Annotated in this window: 19 protein-coding genes and 1 pseudogene; 11 read left to right on the top strand and 9 right to left on the bottom strand. The window is 69.6% G+C overall.

The features are described 5' to 3' along the window. Positions 1–45: 45 nt before the first annotated feature. The 8 genes and pseudogenes from AAGI91_13950 (at position 46) to AAGI91_13915 (ending at position 7,959) form a co-directional block, all read left to right on the top strand. Positions 46–450: pseudogene (locus AAGI91_13950) on the top strand (GAF domain-containing protein). A gap of 93 nt (positions 451–543) precedes the next feature. Then, entirely contained in the window at positions 544–1,308 is a 765-nt protein-coding gene (locus AAGI91_13945; protein MEM1043716.1) for a HAMP domain-containing sensor histidine kinase, read from the top strand. A 79-nt stretch (positions 1,309–1,387) separates the two neighbouring features. After that, on the top strand, positions 1,388–1,612 hold the full coding sequence (locus AAGI91_13940; protein MEM1043715.1) for a hypothetical protein: 225 nt from the start codon (positions 1,388–1,390) through the stop codon (positions 1,610–1,612). 376 nt (positions 1,613–1,988) lie between these two features. Next, positions 1,989–3,185, top strand: a complete 1,197-nt coding sequence (locus AAGI91_13935; GenBank protein ID MEM1043714.1) for a hypothetical protein — start codon at positions 1,989–1,991, stop codon at positions 3,183–3,185. 210 nt (positions 3,186–3,395) lie between these two features. Beyond that, on the top strand, positions 3,396–4,322 hold the full coding sequence (locus tag AAGI91_13930; protein ID MEM1043713.1) for a hypothetical protein: 927 nt from the start codon (positions 3,396–3,398) through the stop codon (positions 4,320–4,322). A gap of 163 nt (positions 4,323–4,485) precedes the next feature. Then, entirely contained in the window at positions 4,486–5,007 is a 522-nt protein-coding gene (locus tag AAGI91_13925) for a winged helix-turn-helix domain-containing protein (protein MEM1043712.1), read from the top strand. Between the two features lie 94 nt (positions 5,008–5,101). Continuing rightward, on the top strand, positions 5,102–5,866 hold the full coding sequence (locus AAGI91_13920) for a DNA-binding response regulator (GenBank protein MEM1043711.1): 765 nt from the start codon (positions 5,102–5,104) through the stop codon (positions 5,864–5,866). Between the two features lie 11 nt (positions 5,867–5,877). Further along, on the top strand, positions 5,878–7,959 hold the full coding sequence (locus AAGI91_13915; protein ID MEM1043710.1) for a histidine kinase dimerization/phosphoacceptor domain -containing protein: 2,082 nt from the start codon (positions 5,878–5,880) through the stop codon (positions 7,957–7,959). Here AAGI91_13915 and AAGI91_13910 read toward each other — a convergent pair. Further along, positions 7,956–8,453: a hypothetical protein gene (locus tag AAGI91_13910; protein ID MEM1043709.1), complete on the bottom strand. Its 498-nt coding sequence runs from the start codon at positions 8,451–8,453 to the stop codon at positions 7,956–7,958. The two genes, AAGI91_13915 and AAGI91_13910, sit on opposite strands and share 4 nt — an antisense overlap. Positions 8,454–8,643: 190 nt before the next feature. Between AAGI91_13910 and AAGI91_13905 the strand changes: the two genes are divergently transcribed. The 3 genes from AAGI91_13905 (at position 8,644) to AAGI91_13895 (ending at position 16,734) form a co-directional block, all read left to right on the top strand. Continuing rightward, a complete protein-coding gene (locus AAGI91_13905) occupies positions 8,644–13,452 on the top strand; it encodes a lamin tail domain-containing protein (GenBank protein ID MEM1043708.1) in 4,809 nt (1,602 codons plus the stop codon). A 146-nt stretch (positions 13,453–13,598) separates the two neighbouring features. Next, on the top strand, positions 13,599–13,970 hold the full coding sequence (locus AAGI91_13900; GenBank protein MEM1043707.1) for an iron-sulfur cluster assembly accessory protein: 372 nt from the start codon (positions 13,599–13,601) through the stop codon (positions 13,968–13,970). A gap of 238 nt (positions 13,971–14,208) precedes the next feature. After that, the gene (locus tag AAGI91_13895; protein MEM1043706.1) at positions 14,209–16,734 is read left to right on the top strand and encodes an ATP-dependent Clp protease ATP-binding subunit; all 2,526 of its coding nucleotides are present in this window, start codon (positions 14,209–14,211) and stop codon (positions 16,732–16,734) included. A 77-nt stretch (positions 16,735–16,811) separates the two neighbouring features. Here AAGI91_13895 and serC read toward each other — a convergent pair whose 3' ends face one another. The 8 genes from serC to rpsF form a co-directional block, all read right to left on the bottom strand. Next, entirely contained in the window at positions 16,812–17,951 is a 1,140-nt protein-coding gene (gene serC / locus AAGI91_13890; protein ID MEM1043705.1) for a 3-phosphoserine/phosphohydroxythreonine transaminase, read from the bottom strand. A 70-nt stretch (positions 17,952–18,021) separates the two neighbouring features. After that, a complete protein-coding gene (locus tag AAGI91_13885; protein ID MEM1043704.1) occupies positions 18,022–18,429 on the bottom strand; it encodes a hypothetical protein in 408 nt (135 codons plus the stop codon). Between the two features lie 211 nt (positions 18,430–18,640). After that, positions 18,641–19,075 (bottom strand): hypothetical protein, encoded by a 435-nt coding sequence (locus AAGI91_13880; GenBank protein ID MEM1043703.1) that lies wholly within the window; start codon positions 19,073–19,075, stop codon positions 18,641–18,643. A gap of 13 nt (positions 19,076–19,088) precedes the next feature. After that, complete coding sequence (locus AAGI91_13875) at positions 19,089–19,619, bottom strand: DUF6252 family protein (protein MEM1043702.1); 531 nt, start codon at positions 19,617–19,619, stop codon at positions 19,089–19,091. A 33-nt stretch (positions 19,620–19,652) separates the two neighbouring features. Beyond that, a complete protein-coding gene (locus tag AAGI91_13870) occupies positions 19,653–21,665 on the bottom strand; it encodes a cytochrome c biogenesis protein CcdA (GenBank protein ID MEM1043701.1) in 2,013 nt (670 codons plus the stop codon). A 170-nt stretch (positions 21,666–21,835) separates the two neighbouring features. Then, positions 21,836–22,297 (bottom strand): 50S ribosomal protein L9, encoded by a 462-nt coding sequence (rplI, locus tag AAGI91_13865; GenBank protein MEM1043700.1) that lies wholly within the window; start codon positions 22,295–22,297, stop codon positions 21,836–21,838. Positions 22,298–22,373: 76 nt separating this feature from the next. Beyond that, positions 22,374–22,655: a 30S ribosomal protein S18 gene (gene rpsR / locus AAGI91_13860; protein ID MEM1043699.1), complete on the bottom strand. Its 282-nt coding sequence runs from the start codon at positions 22,653–22,655 to the stop codon at positions 22,374–22,376. 47 nt (positions 22,656–22,702) lie between these two features. Continuing rightward, positions 22,703–23,047, bottom strand: coding sequence for a 30S ribosomal protein S6 (rpsF, locus tag AAGI91_13855; protein ID MEM1043698.1), 345 nt, complete (start codon positions 23,045–23,047; stop codon positions 22,703–22,705). Positions 23,048–23,348 lie beyond the last annotated feature (301 nt).

The raw sequence follows: 23,348 nt of genomic DNA, 5'->3' as shown, positions 1-23,348 counted from the left end.
TTAGCCCGGGACGGCGGATAGCGCGAGGCTCCGCTCTCGCACTCGTTCTGCCAGCACGTCGTCGCGGCCGACGCGCCTCTCGTGGTGGAAGACGCGGCGACGCACGACCTCGTATGCGACAACCTCGCCGTCTCCGACCTCGGCGTGGCGGCCTACCTCGGCGTTCCGGTCCACGCGCCCGACGGGTCTGTGCTCGGCTCCTTCTGCACGATCGACGTCGAAGCCCGGACGTGGTCCGACGAGAACCAGGCCGTGCTCCTGGACCTCGTGGCCTCGGTCGAGTCGGAGATCGCACTCCGCGCGGAGATCGCCGAGCGGGAGGAGGCCGAGGCAGCCCTTCGGCAGCGCGAGGCGCGGTACCGCTCCGTCGTCGAGAACGTCCGCGACGCCGTGTGCCAGACCGACCTCGACGGGCGCTGGACCTTCCTCAGCCCAGCGTGGGAGGCGATCACCGGCTTCACCGTCGCCACCAAAGCAGGTGCCTGCCGCCACGTCGAAGTCTACGCGCAACGCCTCCACGACGAGCACGACGCCGTCGCCGGCATGGCCGGGAGCGTTACCGACATCACCGACACGCTTCGGTTCGAGGCCGAGCGCGCGGCGCGCGAGCGGACCGAGGAGGCACTCCGGCTCAAGACGGTGCTGCTGAACAACATGAGCCACGAACTGCGCACCCCGCTGACGGGCATCCTCGGCTTCTCCGGCGTCCTCGTTGAGGAAGCGCCTCCCGACCTGAAAGAGTTCGCCCACCTCATCGACCGGAGCGCGCGCCGGCTGCAGGACACGCTCAACTCTGTGCTCGACCTCGCCCGGCTCGAAAGCGGTGCCCTCGAGCTTCAGCCCGAGCGGCTGGACGTGCTCGCCGAGGCGCAGGGTGCAGGGGCGCTTCTGGAGCCGGTAGCCAAGCAGCGCGGCCTCTCGCTCTCCGTCCAGTGCGAGGCCGTCCAGGCCACCCTCGACCGCGGTGCCCTCCACCGCGTGCTATACAACCTCGTCGGCAACGCGCTCAAGTTCACCGAGGAGGGAGAGGTCTGGGTCGAGGTGGGTCCCGGAGCCGCTCCCAGATCGGTTGTGCTCTGCGTCTCGGACACCGGCATCGGGATCGACGAGGCGTTCCTGCCGAAACTCTACGAGGAATTCGAGCAGGCGTCGGTGGGGCTCGAGCGCGAACACGAGGGCAGCGGCCTCGGGCTGGCGATCACAAAGCGCCTTGTCTCGCTCATGGGCGGCCGGATCGAGGTCGAGAGCGAGGTTGGAGCCGGGACGACGTTCAGCGTCACGCTGCCAGCGGAACCGCCCGCTGCGTGAGCCGCTGCGGTGGAGGTTCCGGCTTTCCCTGTCGAGACCGACCGTTCACTCAACAGGAACTCCGATGAACCTCTCCCCGATGCTCTCTCGCCTCGCGCTCCTCTCAGCGCTCGTCCTTTTCTGCGCAGGCTGCGGCCTCTTCGGCGTCAGCGAGCGCGGTGCCGAACCGCCTGCTGGCGGCGTGTGCGCCGGCCTCCGGTTCGAGTTCGCCACCGGCGCTTCCGAGGCGGACTGCGCGGCGTCCGCCGGCGGCGAGTGGGTCGCCGGCAGCTGTTACTGCCACGGCGAGGAAGGCGGGAACTGACGGGGTACAGCGCAAGACCGCGGCAGTGGCAGCAACACGGGGCAAGCGCAGCGGCAAACGGGGTGCCTTCTTGTGGGCGCGTCCCACCTCACCTCTGGTACCCGTGTCTGTCGAGGTCTCTCTGCTCGTCCGCGTCTACTTCGCCCGGTGGCACCGGGTATGCCGCGCGCGGCACGCGCCCGGGCACGCCCGGCCGTCTGCCCGGAAGCCTGCGCAGCGGCGGGGCCGGCACCCGCACCACCGCGCCGCAACATGCCGCAGGGAAGAGCAGGAACCGACAAGCGGGCACGCGGCGCAGCCTCGTTCTTAGGTGGGAGTCTTGCCATGCGGAGCGCTGCCCGCCCCGCTCTTTTCCTCTACCCAACCCCCCGTTGTCATGCGCACTGCTACTGCCTTCGCCGTCCTCGCGACGTTTCTCCTCGCCTCGGCGGCCTTCGCCCAAGTCACCAACATCGGCACGCTCGGCTTCCCCGGAACCGAGCCGCGCCCCCTCTCCGGCAAATTCGCTAGCGACGTGGCCCTCGTCGTCAACTACCCCGCCCCGTCCGACGTCAACCCGTCGTTCCTGGGGCCGGTCCTGCTGATGAAGTCGGCCCGGGTGGACGTCGAGACAGGCGAGGTGACGCTCCCGCTCCGCCAGGGGCGGATGCGCTCGGGTGAGTCCGTGTGGTACGTCGTCACCGACGTCTCGGACCTCGGGCTTGCTCAGCTGCTCGGCGTCAACCACTCGCCCAAGCTCAACTACGCCGACTTCAACAACGGCGTCCGCGAGGCGACGATCGAGTCCGACGGGACGATCGTCTTCGAGCGCGGCAACGCCGACTTCGCCCCCGAGTGGTCCATCACGCCGGGCGACGCGCCGGACTTCTTCCCGCCCAAGGCCTTCCAGCCCGGCTCGGTCGGCGACGCGTTCTACACGCCGATCTTCAAGACCACCAACGGCGGCTCGACGGCGATCTACAACGCGCCCGTCGTCGCCCAGGGCCCGGCGGCCGAGGACCTCGACCGGATGTGTGACGGGAACCCGGACTACGACCTCGTCCACGACAAGGTCGTCCGCATCTGCCCGCGCGACGGGTCGGTGACGCTCCAGGGCACGCTTGGCTACTCGTTCGCCAAGCCGGTGATCTACGTCAGCCTCGACTCGAACAACGAACTCGCGGCGACGCTCGAAAAGGCGACGCTCACGCCGGTCTACGACGACCTCGGGATCGAGCTTGAGGATGCGGCCATCGGGAGCGGCGTGGAGCGGCTGCTCGTCTTCACCAACGGCGCGCTCGAGTCGGGCCACGTCAACCGCCAGGGCCTAGCCAGCGCCATCGCCACCGGGCGCGACCCGATCAACGTCTTCGGCGGCATCCCGTCGATCAACCTCGACTACAGCCCGCTCTGGGACCTGATGCTGCTCACCTGGAGCGAGGAGGCCGTCGAGCAGGGCCTCGACACGCGCATCATCGACGCGTTCCAGGCGCTCCAGTTCGAGGAGCAGGGCTTCATCACGGCCCCTGACGGCGCTCCGGTTTCCTCGACCGGCATCATCGTCAACTGCCCCATCGTGATGCGGCTCAACTAGTGCGTCTGCACGAGAACGGCGCGGCTCGAACGAGGCCGTGCCGGCGCGCTCTGGGAATGGGGGGAGTGGGACGCATGGAAAGACCAGGCGGCAGAAGCCCCTTTCCACCCTCTCCTCCCCTTCCCCCCACTCTGCAGTTCCTCCCAGGGAGCCCCCCTGCGGACGTGCTCGGACCGTGCGCGTCGGGGCGCTCCGCTTCCGGTGATCGCCATGGCTACCGTGTTTCTCGCTGTCGCTGCGAGCCTCGGGTACGGGGCCTCGGACTTCCTCGCCGGGCGCGTCACCCAGCGGCTCGACCCGGCGGCGGTGGTGCTGTTCAGCGAGGCGGCACAGGCCGCCGTGGTGCTCGCGTTTGCGTTCGGGCAGCCGTTTTCGGCGGTGGCGTTCGGCTGGGCGGCGGCGGCGGGCCTCGTGAACGCGGCCGGCCTGGTGCTCTACTACCGCGCGCTCGGAGCCGGGCCGACGGGCGTCGTCGCCCCGCTGGTGGCGTCGAGCACGGCGCTGCCGGCGGCGGTCGCGGTCGTCGGCGGGACGCTCGCCGAGCCGCTCACGCTCGTCGGGCTGGGCGCGGTGATCGTGGGCGTGGTCGTGGGTGTAGCCGGGAGGAGCGAGGACGGGCCGCCGTGCGAGGCGGGGTCGCCCTGCCGGGGCGCGGTGCGGCCCCGCGACGGAAACCGCACCCCCGGCGTGCCCCCGGCGAAGACGGCGGGCTACCTCGTGCCGGCTGCGCTCGCCACGCTCGCGCTCGGCGTGTTCTTCGTGCTCGTGGACCGGGGCGCGATGGCGGCGATGGCGGAGGGGCAACTCTGGGTCCCACTCGGCGTGCAGGCCGGGGCGCTCCCGCTGACGGCCGGGCGTGTGCTGTGGACGCGGCGCGGGGCCGGCATCGCGCTGCCCGGCCGGGCGACACTCCCCACCCTGGGCGGCCTCGCCGCGCTCAACCTCACGGGCGACCTCGCACTCGCGGCGGCGCTCGCGGCGGGCAACCTCGGCGTCGTCGCCGTACTCGCCTCGCTGGGACCGGCCGTGACCGGCGTGCTTGGGCGCGTGCTGGACCGGGAGCGGCTGACGCGGCCCCAGGCCTGGGGGGCAGCGCTCACGCTCCTCGGGACGCTCGCCGTCGCCGCGAGTGGCTGAGACCGGTCGCAATGGACCTGAGGTCAGCGCAAGAACCGGGAAGAAGGCCTTGCCAGGTGCGCCCTACGTTTTCGGCATCGCCCTACCCCGGAGGACGAGCCAGATCCCGCGCTCCGCGCCGCCTCCCCTCTTTCTGACCCGACACACCAGACCGCCTACTCCGATGCTGCTACCCGTCGCTCCTGCCAGACCGCCGCGCTCTCGCCGCACCGAGGACGCCCCTACCGCTCCGCCCGAAGCCGCCATCCTCCTCGACCCGGCCCGGCCCGGCGAGGCTGCCCGCGCGCTGTGCCGGCTCCTCGGCCTCGCTGCGGGCGACGAGGCCGTCGTGCTCGCCGTGGCGGGCCGCCGCCTCGAGCCCCTCGCGCCGGACACCCTCCTCGAGTTTGGGGCGCTGCAGGTCAGCCTCGCCGCACGGCGCGTGTCGGTGAACGGGAGGCCCGTCGACCTGACGCCGGTCGAGTTCGACCTCCTGGCCTACCTCGCGCGGCACCCGGGCCGGACCTTCTCGCGGACGGAGCTGCTCGACGCCGTCTGGGGGTACGACTACGACGGCTACTGCCACACCGTCAACAGCCACGTCCACCGGCTGCGGGCCAAGATCGAGCCGGTCCCGGAGCAGCCGGTCTACGTCCAGACCGTGATCGGCACCGGGTACCGGTTTGGCCCCTTTGCACTCTGCTGAGCCGGCTGGGCGCAAGATCAAAAAAACGAGCAAGACCGCGCAAGGAGTTCGGCGAGGTTTGTCGTATCATAGTGGAAACCATGAGGCCGATACCATGGAACGCCCCCCGCGCCCTACCGTCGTTGTCGTCGAAGACGAGGCGATCATTGCGCGCGACCTCCAGCGGACCCTCACGCGCGCCGGCTACCGGGTCCCCGGCACAGCCGCCACGGCCGACGACGCCCTCGCGCTCGTCGAAACCCACGCGCCGGACCTCGTTTTCGTGGACATCGTGCTCCGGGGCGAGCGCGACGGGCTGTGGCTCGGGCGTGTCCTCCGCGAGGAGCACTCGGTGGCGCTGCTGTACCTGACGAGCCACGCCGACCGGCGGACGGTCGAGCAGGCGCGCCAGACGCGGCCCAACGGCTACCTCGTCAAGCCCTTCACGGCCGAGGGCGTCTTCGCCGCCGCCGAGGCTGCGCTCGCCAACTACGCCGAGGAGCAGCGGGCGCTCGACTTCGCGGCAGTCGCCGAGGCGGCCGCAGGCGGGCCGGGCGGGATGCCAGCCTCGGCACTGCGCCGCGTCGAGGACCACGTCGCCAAGCACTTCGACGAAGCGCTCTCGCTGGCCGACCTCGCGGCGGTCGCCGGGATGAGCCCGTTCCACTTCGCCCACTGCTTCAAGGCCACCGTCGGCCTCGCCCCGTACCAGTACGTCGTCCAGCAGCGGATCGAGGAGGCCAAGCGGCTCCTGCGCCACACCGACTGGCTGGTCTCGGACGTGGCCGCCGCCGTCGGCTACGAAAGCCAGGGGCACTTCACGACCCTCTTCAAACGCGAGGTCGGCGTCCCGCCCGGGCGGTACCGCCGGCTTCAATGACCCGCCCCGCCATGCGCTGCCTCCTGCTCCTCGTCTTCGTGGTCCTCGCCGCTGCGCCCGCCTCGGCGCAGGACCAGGCCATTGTGGACAGCCTCCGGTCGGTGCTCGTTGGGCAGACGGGCGTCGAGCGCTACGACACCCTCCACCGCCTCGCCATCGCCTACGTCTACGCGAACCAGGACTCGGCGCGCGCCATCGAGTCGCGCGCGATGGACGTGGCCCTGGCGACCGGCGAGGCGCGCATCATCGGCAAGTCGAAGATGATGTTCGGCAACATCGCGCTGATCGAGCAGGACCTGGAGGAGGCGCAGCGGTTCTACGAGGAGGCCATCGCGATCCAGCGGGAGGCCGGCAACGCGAAGGAGGAGGGTGTTGTCCTCGGCAACCTCGGGTTGGTCTACAAGGCGCGCTACGACTACCCCGCGGCGCTGCAGGTGCGGCTCCGCTCGCTCGAACTTGCCGAGCAGGGCGGGAGCGCGTCCAGCATCGCCAAGTCGCTGATGAGCGTCGGGAGCATCTACGCGGAGCTGGGGCAGGACTCGCTCGCCCTCAGCTACCACCAGCGCTCGCTCGACGCGCACAAGGCCCTCCCGCTGGACCAGCCCGACAGCCGGGGCATGCTGGTGATGAGCTACGGCTCGGTGGCCCGCGCCCTCACCATGCTGGAGCGCCCGGAGGAGGCGCGCGCGGTTTTGGAAGAGAGCCTGCTCTACGCGCCGGAGGCCGAGGCTGACTACCGCGTCGGCTTCGCGCACGCCCTCCTCTCTACCGTGCACCGCCAGCTGGACCGTCCGCAGGAGTCGGTGGCCGAAGCTGAGCGTGCGGTGGACATCTTCCGTACGTCGGGCAACCCGAAGAACCTAGCCGGTGGGCTGATCGAACTCGCCGACGCCCACCTCGCCAATGGTGCACCGCGCCTGGCGGAGGCCGCCGCCGTCGAGGCCATCGGCCTGGCGGGCCAGATCAACAATCTGCGCTACCGCCTCTCCGGCGAGTCGTCCCTGGCCCGCGCCCTGGCCGAGACGGGGCGGCCCGCCGAGGCCTACAGGCTCCAGGCCGACGTGACCGCGCTCACCGACAGCCTAAACGACGCCCACCAGTTTGACATCCTCGCCGCGATGCAGGCGCGCTTCGACGTGGACGGGGCCGAGCGCCGGGCCGGGGCCGAGGCGCAGCGCGCCGAGATCGCCGAGCTCCGGATGGACCGCCAGCGCCTCCTGCTCGTCGCGGCAGGCGCGGGGCTGCTCCTCGTCGTGGCACTCGCCGGGGCACTCTGGCGGACGGCTCGCCTCCGCCGCCGCGCCAACGCTGCGCTCGCCGAGACGAACGCCGAGGTCGAGCAGCAGAAGGCCGAGGTCGAGGCCGCGCTCGACCGCACGGAGCGGCTCCTGGCCGAGCGCGAGGTGCTCCTGCGCGAGGTCCACCACCGCGTCAAGAACAACCTCCAGGTCGTCGCCTCGCTCGTCAACCTCCAGGCCGGGACGCTCCGCGACCCAGCGGCGACGGCCGCGCTCCGCCAGATGCGGGCGCGCGTCGAGGCAATGGCACTCGTCCACCGCCAGCTCTACGGCGACGACGACCTCCGCACGGTCGACGCCCGGGTCTACCTCGGCGAGCTGTCTGAGCTCCTCCACGCTACCTGCGCCGCCGACGGCCGCGTCCGGCTCGAGACCGACGTGGCCGAGGTCGACCTCGACGCCGACACGGCCGTCCCGCTCGGCCTGGCCACGGCCGAACTCGTCGCCAACGCCTTCGAGCACGCCTTCGCCGACGGGCACGGCGGCCTCGTCCGGCTCACGCTCGATGCCCCGTCGCCGCTCCGCTGCCGCCTCATCGTCGAGGACGACGGAGCCGGACTGCCCGACGGCCTCAGCGCGCCGCCGGCGGAGTCACTCGGCCTCCAGCTCGCCGCCGACCTCGCGGCCCAGCTCGGCGGCCGGTTCGAAATGGAGCGCTCCGGCGTGCTCGGCGGAGCCCGGTTCGTGCTCGACTTCCCGGCCCCGATGGCGCACGCCGGCGACGGTCATGTGGGCGATGGAGTTGCGGGCGACGGACTCGCCGAAGGCGCGGACCTTTCTGTGCCGACCTCCTAGTCTGCCCGGTCTGCCGGGCCGAGCCAGTCGGCGAGCGCCTGCCGGTCGCGGAGGTGGATGACCTCGCCGTCCACGCTCGCTCCAGCGTCCGACGCCAGCAGCACGCAGAGGGCGGCCACGTCGAGCGGACTCGGCCACCGGCGCACGTCGACGGCGAGGCCGCCGCCGGGTGCCGGCGCGGGGTCCGCGCCCATCGTGCCGCAGGCAACGACCCCGACGACGCGGGCGTCCGGCTGCCGCCACCGCGCCGCCGCGCAGAGCCGCGTGACGGAGGATGCGTGTGTCTCTTCTGCCCCGCTCCCCTGGCACACCACGATGCAGCAGCCGCCCGCCGGGAGCGCGGTCTGGCACACCGCCGCTGCGGCCTGCGCCAGCCCGTCCACTGCCACGACGAGCACATCGGCCGTCTCGGCCTCGGGCGCGAGCGTCGCACCGGCTCGCTCGAAGGCGCGCCCGAGCGCCTCGCGCAGGGGACCGTCTTGACACACGATCACCGCGCGTCCGGAAAGTCGAAGAGCGTCGGGAGTCATAGGGCTCGCAGAGCAAGGTTGAGCGGCAACGTACCTCTCTGCACTCGGCGAGCGCTTCTTCGCTCTTGCTGCCGTCCACGGTGCGGCCGTGCCTCTGATTGCTTCTCGTGGGCTATACTGTCGGCCGTCGTTTCGTCCTCCCATCCGCGCCCGCATGGCCGCTCGCGCTCTCCTGCTGTTCGCTCTCGTCACGGCTGCGCCGGCCGTGCTCGCCCAGGTGCAGGACGACTTCGCCGACGGCGACTTCACCGCTGACCCGCCGTGGCAGGGCGACGCCGACCGCTTCACCGTCGTCCCCTTCGGCCCCGACTTCGCGCTCCGCTCCGACGGCCTCGCCGAGAGCGACACCATTGCCCTCGCCACGGCCTCGGACGCGGCGTTTGGACGGTGGGCCTTCACGTTTCGCTACGAGGCGAACCTCACCAACTCCAACGGCACCCGCGTTTACCTCGTCGCCGACACGCCCGACCTGAGGAGCGCGGTGCAGGGCTACTACGTCCAGATCGGGACCAACAACACCGACGAGGTCCGGCTCTACCGGCAGGACGGGCTGCCCCCCGACCGCGTCGAGATCGGGGCGAGCGACGGCCCCGTCGTGCCGGGCACCGAGGGCACGGTCTTCGTCGAGGTCACGCGCAGCGACCTCGGCGACTGGGAGGTGCGCGTGGACGGCGTGCCCGTCATCCCGAGCGTGAACGACGACACCTACACCGTGAGCGCCGCGCTCGGCGTCTGGCTCAAGCACTCGTCGGCCAACGGCGCGGCGTTTTTCTGGGACGACATCACGGCCCAGCCCGAGGCCGACACCCAGGCTCCGTTCCTCGTGGACGCTGAGGCGCTCAGCGCGACCGAGGTCGAGGTGAGGTTCAACGAGCCGGTCCTCGGATGCGATGACGACCAGTACTCTTTCGACGGCGGCATCGGCCCGCCCGCAGGCATCGAGTGCCCGGGCGACGGGACGCGCTACGTGCTCCTCCTCGCGGGTCCCCTCACCGGCCCGCAGACCTACACCGTCACCGCGACCGACATCGAGGACCTCGCGGGCAACAGCACCCTGGCGACTTCCGCGAGCTTCTTCTTCGGCGGCTTCGACACGCCCGCGCCCGGCGACCTCGTCATCAACGAGGTGATGTACGACCCACCCAACGCCGCGAGCAACGAGTACGTCGAACTCCTCAACCGGACCGACGACCAGACCTTCGACCTGGGCGCGCTTACCCTCTCCGACAACACGAGCACGCCCGTCCCGGTCACCGATCAGCCGACGGCGCTCGGGCCTGGGGACTACGCCGTGCTCGTGCGCGACGCGGAGGCGTTCGAGTTTCAGTTTCCCGGTGTCGACTTTATCGCTGTCACCGGCTTCCCCGCGCTCAACAACGGCGGCGACGCGCCGACGGTCCGCTTCGGCGACACCGTGATCGACGCCGTTCCCTACCTGCCGAGTTGGGGCGGCACCGACGCTTCGCTCGAGCGCCGCGACCCCGCCGGGCCGAGCACGAGCGCCGCGAACTTCGGTACCTCCACCGATCCGCGCGGCGGGACGCCCGGCGACGAGAACTCGATCTTCGAGATCGACACCACACCGCCGACACCGCTCGGTGCTGAGGTCTCCGGCGACGGGCAGACGGTCACCGTCTTCTTCGACGAGCCCCTCGACGCGGGCACGGTCGTCCCGGGCAGCTTCTCGCTCGGTGGCGGTGCGCCTGCGGTCGCCGAGGCGGTGTACGTGGACACGACCTTCGCGGCCGTCCTCACGCTGGCCGCGCCGCTCGACCCCGGCGATTACACCGTCACTGTCACGGGCGTCGGAGACCTCGCCGGCAATGCCACCGACGGCGCAACCGTCGAGATCACGTTCGACCCGGACCTCACGCCGCCGGACCTCGCCGAGGTACGAGCGCTCGACGCGACCACCGTTTCCGTCGTCTTCACCGAGCCGGTCGATCCCATTTCGGCTGGTGCCGTGACGAACTACGCCATCGACGACGGGATCGGGCAGCCTACGAGTGCGGTGGTCGCGCCCGAAGGCGACCCGGCGCGCGTCGTCCTCACGCTCGGCACCCCCCTCGCCGGGCCGCAGGCGTACACGCTGACGGCCTCCGGCATCGCCGACCTCGCGGGCAACGTACTCACCGAGGGCACGGCGACGTTCTTCTTCGGCGAAGGCGACGTGCCCGCTGCGCGCAACCTCGTCGTGAACGAGATCATGTACGACCCGCCGGACGTGGCGAGCGACGAGTACGTCGAGCTCTTCAACCGGACGGCTGACCAAACCTTCGACCTGAGCGAGTTCACGCTGTCAGACGAGGGCACGACGGTGCCGATTGCCGATGCCCCGCTCTTCCTCCTGCCGGGCGCCTACGCCGCACTCGTCCGCGACGCCGCGGCGTTCCAGCTTCAGTTTCCCGGTGTGCCGTTCGCCGAGGTCGCGGGCTTCCCCGGCCTCAACAACGGCGGCGATGCGGTCGTGCTGACCTACGCGCCGAGCGGGCTCGTCGTCGACTCCGTCCGCTACGATCCGGCCTGGGGCGGCCGGGACGCTTCGCTAGAGCGCCGCAGCGCCGACGGCCCGAGCAACGTTGCGTCCAACTACGCCACCTCGGTCGACGAGCGCGGTGGCACCCCGGCTGCTCCGAACAGTGTCCCGCCCGACACCGCACCGCCCGCTCCGCTCGACGCGTTCGTCTCAGGCAGCGGGCTGACGGTGACCGTCCTCTTCGACGAACCGCTCGACCAGGCGACCGTCACGCCGGGCGCGTTCGCCATCGACAACGGCGCACCGGCGGTGGCCGAGGCTGTGTACCTCGGCGACGAGGAAGCGGCGGTAGCCCTGACGCTCGCGGCCCCGCTCGCGGCGGGCGACTACACGCTCACCGCGACGGGCGTCGCTGACCTCCTCGGCAACGCGGCCGCCGGCGCGACGGTCGCCTTCTCGTTCGAGCCCGACCGGACGCCGCCGGCGCTGCTCCTCGTCTCGGCCGTGAGCGCCAACCTCGTCGACGTGCAGTTCTCCGAGCCGGTCACCGAGGCGTCGGCCGGGGACGCCCAGCGCTACGCCCTCGACAACGGCATCGGCGCGCCCACGCTCGTGGAGTACGCGCCGGAGGGCGACCGCAGCCGCGTCCGGCTCGCCTTCACGACGCCGCTCGCCGAGGGGACGCGCTACACGCTCACCGTCACCGGCATCGAAGACCTCGCCGGGAACGTGCTCGAAACGGCCTCGGTCTCGTTCTTCTTCGGCGAGGGCGAGGTCCCCAGCGCGCGCGAGATCGTCGTCAACGAGGTCCAGTTCCAGTCGCCGCAGGGCAACGACGGGGAGTACGTCGAACTCTTCAACCGCTCCGGCAAGAACTTCGACCTGAGCCAGTTCACCCTCAGCGACGCGTCGAGCGCGCCGGCCAGCCTCGTAGCGGCCCCGCTGTTCCTGCTGCCGGACCAGTACGTCGTCCTCGCGGCCGACGTCGAGGTGTTCGGCGCGGCCTTTCCCAACGCCGGGCCGGTACTCGGCGTCGAGGATTTTCCCAACCTCAACAGCGGCGGCGACGCCGTCGTGCTCCGCTACGCCCCGACGGGCGCGACCGTCGACTCGGTGCAGTACGAGCCGGGCTGGGGCACGTCGGACGAGGCCGCGCTCGAACGGATCGACCCGGCGGGGCCGAGCAGCAGCGCGTTCAACTGGGCCTCCTCCACCGCCGAGGGCGGCGGGACGCCGGGGGCCGAGAACTCCGTCTTCGCCTCCGACACCGGTGGCCCGGCCCTCCTCTTCGCTGAGCAGGTCGGCGAGACGACCGTCCGCGTCACCCTCACCGAGCCGCTCGACCCGGCGACGGTGCAAGCTGATGATTTCGCCCTCGCCGGCGGGACGAGGCCCGACTCGGTCAGCGTCAGTGGCGATGCACCGACGGTAGACCTCTCCTTCTTAGGCGGCGTGCGCGGCGGCACCCTCACCGTCGGCGCGGTGGCAGACTTCGTCGGGAATCCCGGCGGCGAGACGACCGTCACGCTCGCCCGCCTCGCGCCGGCCGGCGGCCTCGTGGTCAACGAGATCATGTTCGACCCGCTCCGCGACTCGCGCGACAGCCGGCTGGACGGGACGGAGTACGTCGAACTCCTCAACACGACCGGCCTGACGCTCGCGCTCACCCAGGTTCGGATCACCGACGCCCAGGACGAGAACGGAGCCGTCCGCGCTATCGAAGCCGGAGGCCGGCTGACGGGTGCCGTGCCGTTTGCGAGCCTCCCGCCTGGCGGCTATGCTGTCGTCTTCGCCGACACGAGCGTCTTCGGCGACCGCTTCGCCTCGCCGCCGAGCCAGGGTGCCCTCGCCGACTCGTCGCTCCTGGCCCGGTTCTATTCGGCAGCGGACTTCTCCGAGGTGCTGCTGCTTCCGGTGGACCGAACGACGCTTTCGCTCACCAACTCGGAGGACACCATCCGCCTCTTGCGCGGCGACGGCGTGCTCGCCGACAGCGTGGCCTATTCCGACGACTGGCACCGGCCCGAACTCGCCGACGCGACGGGCGTCGCACTCGAGCGGATCAGCCCCGAGGGACCGAGCAGCAACGCAGGCAACTGGACCAGCAGCCTCGACCCGAGTGGCGGGACGCCGGGTCGGCCCAACAGCGTCTTCCTCCTCCCCGGCGAGGTCCCCGCTGCGCCCGGTCTCACGATCTCCCCTTCACCGTTCAACGCGGCGGTCGGCACGCAGATCAGCTACACGCTCGAAGCCGACGCCGCGCTCGTCCGGGTCCGCATCTTCGACGGGGCCGGGCGGCTCGTGCGTACGCTCGAAGACGCCGCGCTCGGCGGCAGCACGGGGGGCACCCTCACCTGGCAGGGCCGGGGCGACGACGGGCGCCAGCTCCGCATTGGCATCTACGTTGTCTTTCTCGAAGCCCTCGACCTGCAGGGCGGCCGGACCGAGGCGTACAAGGAGGTCGTCGTGCTCGCGCGAGACCTGTAGCCGGAAGACAGAGGACAGTAAGACGGAAGCCGGCGGCTCCTGCATCTCCTGTCCTGCGTTCTCTGTCCTCCGTCTTCTGTTCACGGAACTGCCCCCGCGCGGCTCGGTTGTAGCGGGGCATCAAGACCAAGCGCCGCACGCATCCCATGAGCCAGCCTGCCGTCTCCCCCGCTGCGCCGACATCCCGCCCCGCGCCGATCAAGATTTCGGACCGCGCAGCGACCGAGGTCAAGCGCATCGTCGCCAACAAGCAGATCCCCGAGGGGTACGGCCTCCGGGTCGGCGTCAAGGGCGGCGGGTGTTCGGGGATGAGCTACGTGCTGGGCTTCGACAAGTCGCGCGAGCACGACCTCCACTTCGAGATCGACGGCATCACGGTCTACCTCGACAAGCGGCACGGGCTGTACCTCATGGGCACGACGGTCGACTACCACGACGGGCTCGACGCGCGCGGCTTCGTCTTTGACAATCCTAACGCCACCCAGACGTGTGGCTGCGGGTCCAGCTTCAGCGCCTGACGGCGGGTCGTACGCTTCGCGCGGCTCAGCCTCCCGTTCAGCGCAGCGAAGTGACCGTTCGGTCTCTGTGGTGCCGCGATCACGTATCAACGGCGACAGACGGTACGTTTGTTTTACGAACCGCATCGTCCTCGGCCCGTTCTTTGTACCTCCCGGGGCCGGCGGCTGACCCGCACCGCGCGGGGCTCGCTGTCGCCGTTCTGCCCCACCACCCGGCCCAGGCCAAGCAAACCCCTCCATGGAAGGTAACTTTTCGAACCGCGTCCGCGACGTAATCTCCTACAGCCGGGAGGAAGCCATCCGGCTCGGGCACGACTACATCGGGACCGAGCACCTCCTCCTCGGCGTCATCCGCGAGGGCGAGGGCATCGCGGTCAAGATCCTCCGCAACCTCGGGGCGGACCTCCTCAAGCTCAAGAAGGCCATCGAGGACAGCGTCCGCTCCAGCGGCGGCACCCTGACCGTCGGCAACATCCCGCTGACGAAGCAGGCCGAGAAGGTGCTCAAGATCACCTACCTCGAAGCCAAGCTCTACAAGAGCGACGTGATCGGCACCGAGCACCTGCTGCTGAGCCTGCTGCGCGACGACGAGAACATCGCCGCGCAGATTCTCCAGCAGGGGTTCTCGATCACCTACGACGCCGTCCGCGCCGAACTCGACTCGATCATCTCCGGCACGTCGTCCGGCCGCTCCTCCTCCGGCCGCGGCTCGTCGTCCGGTTCAGCCCGTGAGCGCAGCAAAATGGCAGAAAAAAGCAAAACCCCCGTCCTGGACAACTTCGGCCGCGACCTCACCAAGCTCGCCGAAGACGACAAGCTCGACCCCATCGTGGGCCGCGAGCGCGAGATCGAGCGCGTGGCTCAGGTCCTGAGCCGACGCAAGAAGAACAACCCCGTGCTCATCGGTGAGCCGGGGGTCGGCAAGACGGCCATCGCCGAGGGCCTTGCGCTCCGCATCACGCAGCGCAAGGTCAGCCGCGTGCTCTACGATAAGCGCATCGTGACGCTCGACCTCGCCGCCCTCGTCGCCGGCACCAAGTACCGCGGCCAGTTCGAGGAGCGGATGAAGGCGGTGATGAACGAGCTCGAGAAGAGCCCCGACGTGATCCTCTTCATCGACGAGCTCCACACCCTCGTCGGGGCCGGCGGCGCCTCGGGCTCGCTCGACGCGTCGAACATGTTCAAGCCCGCCCTCGCGCGCGGCGAGATCCAGTGCATCGGCGCGACCACGCTCGACGAGTACCGGCAGTACTTCGAGAAGGACGGCGCGCTCGACCGGCGCTTCCAGAAGATCCTCGTCGAGCCCGCCACGCCCGAGGAGGCGCTCGAGATCCTCGCCAACATCAAGGACCGGTACGAGGAGCACCACAACGTCAACTTCTCCGAGGAGGCGCTCGACCTCGCGGTCAAGCTCTCGGACCGCTACATCACCGACCGCCATCTCCCGGACAAGGCCATCGACGTGATGGACGAGGCCGGCGCACGCGTTCACCTCTCCAACATCAAGGTGCCGCCGGAGATTGTCGACCTCGAAGAGCAGATCGAGGCCATCAAGGAGGAGAAGAACCAGGTCGTCAAGTCTCAGAAGTTCGAGGAGGCGGCGCAGCTTCGCGACAAGGAGAAGCGCGTCCAGGAGGAGCTCGAGAACGCGAAGGAGGAGTGGGAGCGCCAGGCCGAGACCGAGGTCCACGACGTCTCCGACATCGACATCGCCCAGGTCGTGGCGATGATGACCGGCATCCCCGTCGACAAGATTTCGTCGCCCGAGGGTCAGAAGCTGATGCATATGGGCCAGGAGCTCATGGGCACGGTCGTCGGCCAGGACGAGGCGATTGAGAAGCTCGCGCGGGCGATCCGCCGGACGCGCGCCGGGCTCAAAGACCCGAAGCGGCCCATCGGCTCGTTCATCTTCCTCGGCCCGACGGGCGTTGGCAAAACGGAGCTTGCGAAGCGGCTGACCGAGTTCCTCTTCGACAACCAGGAGTCCCTCATCCGCATCGACATGTCGGAGTACATGGAGAAATTCTCCGTCTCCCGGCTCGTCGGTGCCCCTCCCGGCTACGTCGGCTACGAGGAAGGCGGGCAGCTTACCGAGAAGGTCCGGCGCAAGCCGTACTCGGTCGTGCTCCTCGATGAAATCGAGAAGGCGCACCCCGACGTGTTCAACATTCTGCTTCAGGTCCTGGATGATGGGATCCTCACCGACGGCCTCGGCCGCCGCGTGGACTTCCGCAACACGATCATCATCATGACCTCGAACATCGGTGCCCGCGACATCAAGAGCATGGGCAAGGGCATCGGGTTCAGCCAGAGCAGCGACACGTTCGACTACAAGCGCATGAAGTCGACCGTCGAGGACGCCCTCAAGCGCGTCTTCAACCCCGAGTTCCTCAACCGGATCGACGACGTGATCGTCTTCCACCCGCTGGAGAAGAAGCACATCTTCGAGATCATCGACATCATGCAGAAGGACCTCTTCGCGCGCGTCGAGGAACTCGGCATCAAGATCAAGATGGACAAAAAGGCCAAGACGTTCCTCGTCGAGAAGGGGTACGACCCGCAGTTCGGGGCGCGACCGCTCCGCCGGGCGATCCAGAAGTACGTCGAGGACCCGATGGCTGAGTCGATTCTCTCCGACGACCTCGGCGAGGGCGACACGATCACGGTCTCGCACAAGGAGGGCGAGGAGCTCGCTTTCAAGACCAAGAAGGCGAAGAAGTCCGATCCGCCCGCCGAGGAGGAACCGGCCGAAGAGCAGGAGTAGCTCTCCCGGCCCAAGCTGCAAGCGCCCCGCTGCCAGAGTCGGTAGCGGGGCGCTCTGCGTTTCAGCGGGGTCGCGGCTCAGCCCCTGGTCCGCTCGAACTCCTCCATGAACTGCACGAGCGCTTCGACCGAGGCCGGAGCACAGGCGTTGTAGATCGAAGCCCGCAGGCCGCCGACCGAGCGGTGGCCTTTGAGCGCGAGGAGCCCCTCCCCCTTTGCCTCCTGGATGAACCGGGCTTCGAGGTCTTCGTTGCCGTCTTTGATGCGGAAGGTGACGTTCATCCTGGAGCGCGAGTCCTCCCGCGCCGTGCCCCGGTAGAAGTCCGTCGCGTCGATGGCCCCGTAGAGCCGGGCCGCTTTCTCGTCGTTCTGCTGCTCCATAGCCTGGAGCCCGCCGACGCCCTGGAGCCAGCGGAGCACCTTCTCGATGATGTAGACCGCGAAGACGGGCGGCGTGTTGAACAGCTTAGCCGCGTGGGTGCCGTAGTCGAGCATCGTCGGCAGCCCGGACTGCCGCTGCCGAAGGAAGCCGTCCTGGACAAGGATGACGGTCGCGCCGGCGGGGCCGATGTTCTTCTGCGCCCCGGCGTAGATCAGCCCGTAGCGCTCGGCGGCGAGGGGGCGGCTGAGGAAGTCGGACGAGGCGTCGCAGACAAGGGGCACGGCGGCCTCCGGCTCCTCGGCGAACTGGGTGCCGAAGATGGTGTTGTTCGAGGTGTAGTGGAGGTAGGCCGCATCGTCGCCGAACTCCCATCCGTCGCGGTCGGGGATGTAGCTGAAGTTCTTGTCCTCGCTCGTCGCCACGACGTGCGGGGCCGCGCCCCGGTGCTGCCCGACGACGTGGGCCTCCTTGATCGCCTTCTGGCTCCAGGTCCCGGTGTTGAGGTAGTCGGCCGAGCCGCCGGCGGGGAGGAAGTTGACCGGCACCTGGTGGAACTGCATCGACGCGCCGCCCTGGAGGAAGAGCACATGCCAGTCGTCGCCCAAGCCGAGCAGGCTCCGCAGCGCCTCGACGGCGCTGTTCGTGACCTCGGTGTAGGCCGGCGAGCGGTGGCTGATCTCCATGATCGACGAGCCGAGGTCGCCGTAGACCGGAAGTTCTTCTCGGACCTCCAGGATGACCTCGAGGGGAAGCGTGCCGGGGCCGGCGGAGAAGTTGTGGAGCCGCGCGTGGTCGGCGGCGTCGGGCGTGGAGTCGTAGGCGAGGGGCTGCATCATGGCGACAGGCAAAGATCAAGGTGGAGAGGGAGAGGCACCTGAATATACAGTGGACGCCGCCCTCACCAACTTAGCGCCGTCCCTCATTTCCGGCTGGACCGTACCGCGAGACGGGTCCCTCGTAGACCACGCGGTCCTGCGATCCTACCTGTTCGACTAACCCTAGCACCATCCCAATGCCTGCCCCGACCGCCGTGAGCGCTCCGATGATCTCGGAATCCGATATGACACCGGAACCGGAATCGCCCGCAGTAGCAAGCGCCGCGAGCACTATTCCCGTGAGCGCGCCGCCGACTATACTTTCCCCGAGCGAGACCCGCTCCTGCCCGTACGTGACCCGCTTCACCTGCGCTGCCGGTACAGCATCCCATCCCGATTCCGTGGCGAAGCGTACGGAATCGAATGCTACCACGACGCTCCAAGCAGCGATGCGCGTACCGTCGGCCTGCTCGATCTGCGCGACCTTGCCCTCGAGCACCCGGTTGACCTCCGCGAGAGACTGCGGCCTGTCAGCCGGAACGGGGCGGCTCCCGACGCACCCGCTCAGGGCGGCCAAAGAGGCCAGCAGGGGCAACCAGCAGCGCATCAAGGCATTTCGCTGAGCCAACATCGGGGCGAATCAGGCATCGAGGGGGCCTAGGGCCATGTCAGGGAAAACGCGCGGCTGCCCGAGCGTGGACCGCGGCAGGCTACAGCGGAACCGCGAGCGACACCGACAGCCCGCGCACGCGGAGCCGGAGCGCACGGGCCAGGGCTGGGTCGTTAGCCCGGTTCCGGTCCCTGGCGGTGTCGTAGGCGCTGTAGAGGCCCCAAAGGCGTCCCCCTACCATCACCACCAGCCCCGTCGTGATCTCCGCGCTGTCCAGGCATTCGCACTCCACGATACCCCCGACGACCAAGACGCCGCCAGCCACGATGGTGAGCAGTGGAGGAAAGCCCCGTACCCAATCGCCCGCGTAGGCGTGGCCGAGCGTGGGCAGCAGGTACTCAAGCCCGACAGCCGCGGCTGGGCTCACGGGCTTCAGCACAGGACGGTACACTGCCGAACTGTCCTGGGCCTGGGCAGGCTCCGCGTACCCTGCGAGGGCGACCAAAGGCGCGAGCAGGAGCAACCGGTAGCGCATCGAGGCGTCCCGCTCAGCTACCGTCGCCGACGGAGAGGCGGACGGGAAGGTCGAAGCGGCCGTTGACGATGTTGATGACCGGGTCGCCGTCGTCGAAGCCAGGGGCGTTGACGGTGAACGTGCCCTGCACGCGGTTCTGGTCGAACGCCTGGAGGGTCACGCTCCCGCCGAACGCACCGCCCGCCAGTTCGGCCGTGTTCGATACTTCGCCGCGGTCGCTGTACTGCGCCTGGTTTGCGCTTCCTGGGCCGAGACCGAGCATAGCTTCGCCGAATCCGGCGGGCCGGAGTTCGAACAGGAGTCCATCGTTGAACTCCCGGCAGGCGATGCTGAGCACGTCGCCCTGGTCGTTCGTCGTCGCGCTCGGCATGAACGCCTCGAAGCGGTTGCCGCCTACGCTCGCCGAGCAGGTCCCGTCGTCCACCATTCCTCCACCACCGCCCGGCGGCGGGTCGTCATCGTCGTCGAGTTCGGTGCGGTCGCACGCGGTAAGGGTGAGGGCAAAGCAGAAGCAGAGCAGGAGGCGCGGTACAGCAGCGAGCATGAACAGGCAGGGAAGTAGAACGAAGCGTGACGGCTAGCGGGCGGCGAGCGACTCCGCCTGCTGGAAGGTAACGGTCGCGGCGTCGAGAAAAGCGGCGTACTGCTCCGGCGAGGTGACGCCGCTGAGCTGGCTCAGGAGGCGACCGTCGGGGTGGACCACGGCGTAGGTCGGCAGCGCGATGCGGCCCGTCAGTTCGAGCTGGTAGCGCTGGAGGTCGGGGCCGGTCTCGGCGTTGTCCGTCCAGAGCTGGAGCGGGACGAAGTGCTGGTCGATGCGCCCGGCGATCTCCGGCTTCGCGAGGACCGTCGCCTCCATGTGGCGGCAGTTGGTGCAGGTGTAGCCGGTGAAGTCGATGAGCACCGGCCGGCCGGTGCGCTGCGCCTCTTCGAAGGCTGCGGCCCGGCCCTGGTGCCACGCGACCTCGCCCCCGCGCTCGGGACCGCCCGTCTCGATCCCGGCGAGCAGGCTCACGTCCGTCGCCTGGCGCGGCGGCAGGAACGCGTCGAACCCGCCAAGCGGCGCGCCGAGTAGGCCCGGGACGAAGTAGAACGCGAGCCCGAAGAACACCATCGCCGTCAGCAGCCGCAGTCCACCGACGGGCACCGGTCGCACGTCAGCCGCGTCGGTGCCGGGCCCTTTGAGGTGCAGCTTGCCGATGAGGTAGAGCCCCGCGAGCGCGAAGATCACGATCATGAGCGCGATCGCCAGCGGGCGCGGGAGCAGGCCCGTGCCCCAGACGAGGTCGGCGTTCGAGAGGAACTTGAGCGCCGCAGCGATCTCAATGAAACCGAGGACCCCCTTGAGCGAGCTCATCCACGAGCCCGACGTCGGCAGGCGCGCGAGCGCGTTCGGGAAGGCGGCGAAGAGCACGAACGGAAGCGCGAAGACCGACGAGAAGACGACCATCCCGACGAGCGGGCGCGCCCATCCGCCCTGCGCCGCCGCCGCGAGCAGACCCCCGACGAACGGCACCGTGCACGAGAACGACACGAGCACGAGCGTCAGGCTCATGAACGCGACCCCGAGGTAGCCTCCGCGCGCGTCGCTCTGCCGGTTGAGTGCGTTCGCCCACGCCGCTGGCATTCGAAGCTCGAAGAAGCCGAGGAGCGAGAACCCGAAGACGACGAGCACGAGGCCTATAAACAGGTTCACCCACGGATTTGCCGCGATGAGCTGCGGCCCCGCCGCCCCGACGAGGAGCGCCATCGCCACGCCGAGGAGCGTGAACAGCCCGACAATCGCGAGGCCGTAGACGCCGGCCATCCGCGCGGCCTTGCGCCGGTCGCCCGCGTGGTGGAGGAAGTACGAGACCGTGAGCGGGATCATCGGGAAGACGCACGGGGTCAGGAGCGCCACGAGCCCGGCCCCGACCGCGAGGAGGAGGAAGCCCCACAGTCCGCCTCGCTGCGGCGCGGCCGGCTCGAACGGCGCGGTGGCTACGCGAGGCGCTGCCGCCTGCGGACTCACCGCCTCGGCCGCTGCCTGCGCGGTGTCCGCCCGCGCAGGCTCCGAAGACGATGCGGGCGGCCCTGCCCGTGCCACCGCCGGAGACTCCGCCTGCGCCACGACCGCCGGCCCCTGGACCTCCACCGAAGCGGCGACCGGCGCTTGCATCGGCGGCAGGCAGATCTCGTCGTTGCAGACCATGAAGTGGACCGCGCCCCGGACCGGGGTGCTGCCGCGCGGCGCGTCCGGGGCGATGCGAAGCGTCTGCGCGATCTCGGCCGCGCCCGCGAAGTAGGTGTAGACGCTCTCGACGATCTCGTCGTAGCCCTCCTCCGGGGTCCCCTGCTGCGTCCGTCCGACCGGCTCGAACGCCGCGCTCGGCTCCAGCCGCAGGTCGAGTGCCCGTCCAATCGGCGAGTCGAGGGCGTACATCCGCCAGTCACCGCTGATCTCGGCGAAGAGCACGACCTCGGCCGTCTCGCCGGGCCGGACGGTCTCGGGCTCCACGAGCGTCGTCCACACCACCGGCTCCCCCTCGGGCACCTGCGCCGAGGCGGGTGCAAGGAGCAGAGCTGTCAGGAGGAGAGATAGCAGGCGCATGGCCGTGACGAGTAGTGCGTGATCCGTGCCCTCACACTCACCGGACGCGCGCGGGTTCACGCCGCGCGTCTCACGTTTCGCTAAAACGGGGCGTCCGCCTCCGGCGTACCGGGATAACGAACGCCCCGCCAGGGGTGTTGCCTTCGAGCATCGCCCGGAGCGGGCCGGGCCTAAAGCGCCTCTTCGAGCGACTCCGGCACGACCTGCACCGTCAGCGAGCCGCTGTGCTCCGGGTGGAGCTTGACCGTCGCCGAGTACTCGCCCGTCGTGCGGATATCGCCGTCGAGCGAGATCTTGCGGCGGTCGACCTCGATCCCGCGTCCTGCGAGCGCTTCGGCGATCTGCTGCGTCGTGATCGTCCCGAAGATGCGGTCTTCCTCGCCGACCGGAGCCTGGAGCACGATCTCCATGTCGTCGATCCGCTTGGCGAGAGCCTCGGCGTCCTTGCGGGCCGATTCGAGCTTGACGGCCTGCTGGCGCGTCTCCTCCTGGTAGCGCTTGACGTTCGACGGGTTGGCGACGACCGCGAGGCCGCGCGGGATGAGGAAGTTGCGCCCGTATCCGTTCTTGACCGTGATCACCTCGCCCTTCTGGCCGAGGTCGTCCACGTCCTGCGTGAGAATGATGTCCATGATCCAGAGCTTTGGGCTTCCGGCTCCTGGCTTCCGGCCTCCCTGCTGAGAGCCGACAGCCGACAGCCCAAAGCGGTCATTTAATGTTGTCCGCGACGAAGGGCAGGAGCGCCATGTGGCGCGCGCGCTTGACGGCGACCGTGAGCTGGCGCTGGGACTTGGCCGAGACGCCGGTCACGCGCCGGGGCAGGAGCTTGCCCTGCTCGTTGAGGTAGCGCTTGAGGGTCTCGGTGTCCTTGTAGTCGATGTACTCGATGCCTTCGGACTCGAAGGGGCAGACCGGGCGGCGCTTGGCGCCGGGGACCGCCGCGCGGGCGATGGGCTCGGTCTTCTTCTTGTTGCGGTCGTTGCGTGCCATGGGGGTGTGCTGAGGTCTGGGGCGAAGCCTTCGCTCCGCAGGAAGGGTTACGACGCTTCGGCTTCAGCCTCGGCGGGCTGGCGCTGCTGCTTCTCGAAGTGGCGCATCATCTTGGCGTCGTAGCGCAGGATGAGGTGGCGCATGATGTCGTCGTTGATGCGCAGCGCGCGCTCGAAGCGCTCGATGAAGTCGCCATCGGCGCGGAAGTAGGTCAGGGTGTAGTACCCGTTGCGCTTCTTCTCGATGGGATAGGCGAGCCGCTGGCTCCCCTTCTCCTGCACCTCGACGATGTCGCCGCCGCTCTCGCGGATGAACCCGGTGACGCGCTCGACGATGTCCTTCACCTGCTCGTCGTTCAGCACGGTGTTGACCACGTACATCAACTCGTACATGGGTCGGTCTTGTGTAGCCATAGGAAGTCCCTCTGGAATACGGTGGGTGCCACAGTGGGCGGAGGCCGTATGCCCGCGGTCAGTACGCCGGGGGCAGGGCGTGAAAAGAGTCCTGAAGCTACGCAGCCCGGCGGCACCCGGCTGTTAGCTCTCGGTGAATGAGGGCCGGTGCAGATGGGCGGATGGGCGGATGGGCGGATGGGCGGATGGGCGGATGGGCGGATGGGCGGATGGGCGGATGGGCGGATGGGCCGAGGGGCGAAGTTGTCTGGCTCTGTGGGCGGGGGCCTCGTGAGTGTGT

The sequence above is a fragment of the Bacteroidota bacterium genome (genome assembly GCA_038746285.1).
In the GTDB taxonomy this organism is placed as follows: Bacteria; Bacteroidota; Rhodothermia; order Rhodothermales; family JANQRZ01; genus JANQRZ01.
This window is presented reverse-complemented; position numbering and strand designations above follow the sequence as displayed.

Coding starts and splice junctions, on each gene's coding strand:
- AAGI91_13915 (MEM1043710.1), top strand. CDS start 5,878: ATGCGCTGCCTCCTGCTCCTCGTCTTCGTGGTCCTCGCCGCTGCGCCC.
- AAGI91_13930 (MEM1043713.1), top strand. CDS start 3,396: ATGGCTACCGTGTTTCTCGCTGTCGCTGCGAGCCTCGGGTACGGGGCC.
- AAGI91_13880 (MEM1043703.1), bottom strand. CDS start 19,075: ATGCGCTACCGGTTGCTCCTGCTCGCGCCTTTGGTCGCCCTCGCAGGG.
- AAGI91_13875 (MEM1043702.1), bottom strand. CDS start 19,619: ATGCTCGCTGCTGTACCGCGCCTCCTGCTCTGCTTCTGCTTTGCCCTC.
- AAGI91_13945 (MEM1043716.1), top strand. CDS start 544: ATGGCCGGGAGCGTTACCGACATCACCGACACGCTTCGGTTCGAGGCC.
- AAGI91_13905 (MEM1043708.1), top strand. CDS start 8,644: ATGGCCGCTCGCGCTCTCCTGCTGTTCGCTCTCGTCACGGCTGCGCCG.
- rpsR (MEM1043699.1), bottom strand. CDS start 22,655: ATGGCACGCAACGACCGCAACAAGAAGAAGACCGAGCCCATCGCCCGC.
- rpsF (MEM1043698.1), bottom strand. CDS start 23,047: ATGTACGAGTTGATGTACGTGGTCAACACCGTGCTGAACGACGAGCAG.
- AAGI91_13870 (MEM1043701.1), bottom strand. CDS start 21,665: ATGCGCCTGCTATCTCTCCTCCTGACAGCTCTGCTCCTTGCACCCGCC.
- serC (MEM1043705.1), bottom strand. CDS start 17,951: ATGATGCAGCCCCTCGCCTACGACTCCACGCCCGACGCCGCCGACCAC.
- AAGI91_13900 (MEM1043707.1), top strand. CDS start 13,599: ATGAGCCAGCCTGCCGTCTCCCCCGCTGCGCCGACATCCCGCCCCGCG.
- AAGI91_13935 (MEM1043714.1), top strand. CDS start 1,989: ATGCGCACTGCTACTGCCTTCGCCGTCCTCGCGACGTTTCTCCTCGCC.
- AAGI91_13920 (MEM1043711.1), top strand. CDS start 5,102: ATGGAACGCCCCCCGCGCCCTACCGTCGTTGTCGTCGAAGACGAGGCG.
- AAGI91_13940 (MEM1043715.1), top strand. CDS start 1,388: ATGCTCTCTCGCCTCGCGCTCCTCTCAGCGCTCGTCCTTTTCTGCGCA.
- AAGI91_13925 (MEM1043712.1), top strand. CDS start 4,486: ATGCTGCTACCCGTCGCTCCTGCCAGACCGCCGCGCTCTCGCCGCACC.
- rplI (MEM1043700.1), bottom strand. CDS start 22,297: ATGGACATCATTCTCACGCAGGACGTGGACGACCTCGGCCAGAAGGGC.
- AAGI91_13895 (MEM1043706.1), top strand. CDS start 14,209: ATGGAAGGTAACTTTTCGAACCGCGTCCGCGACGTAATCTCCTACAGC.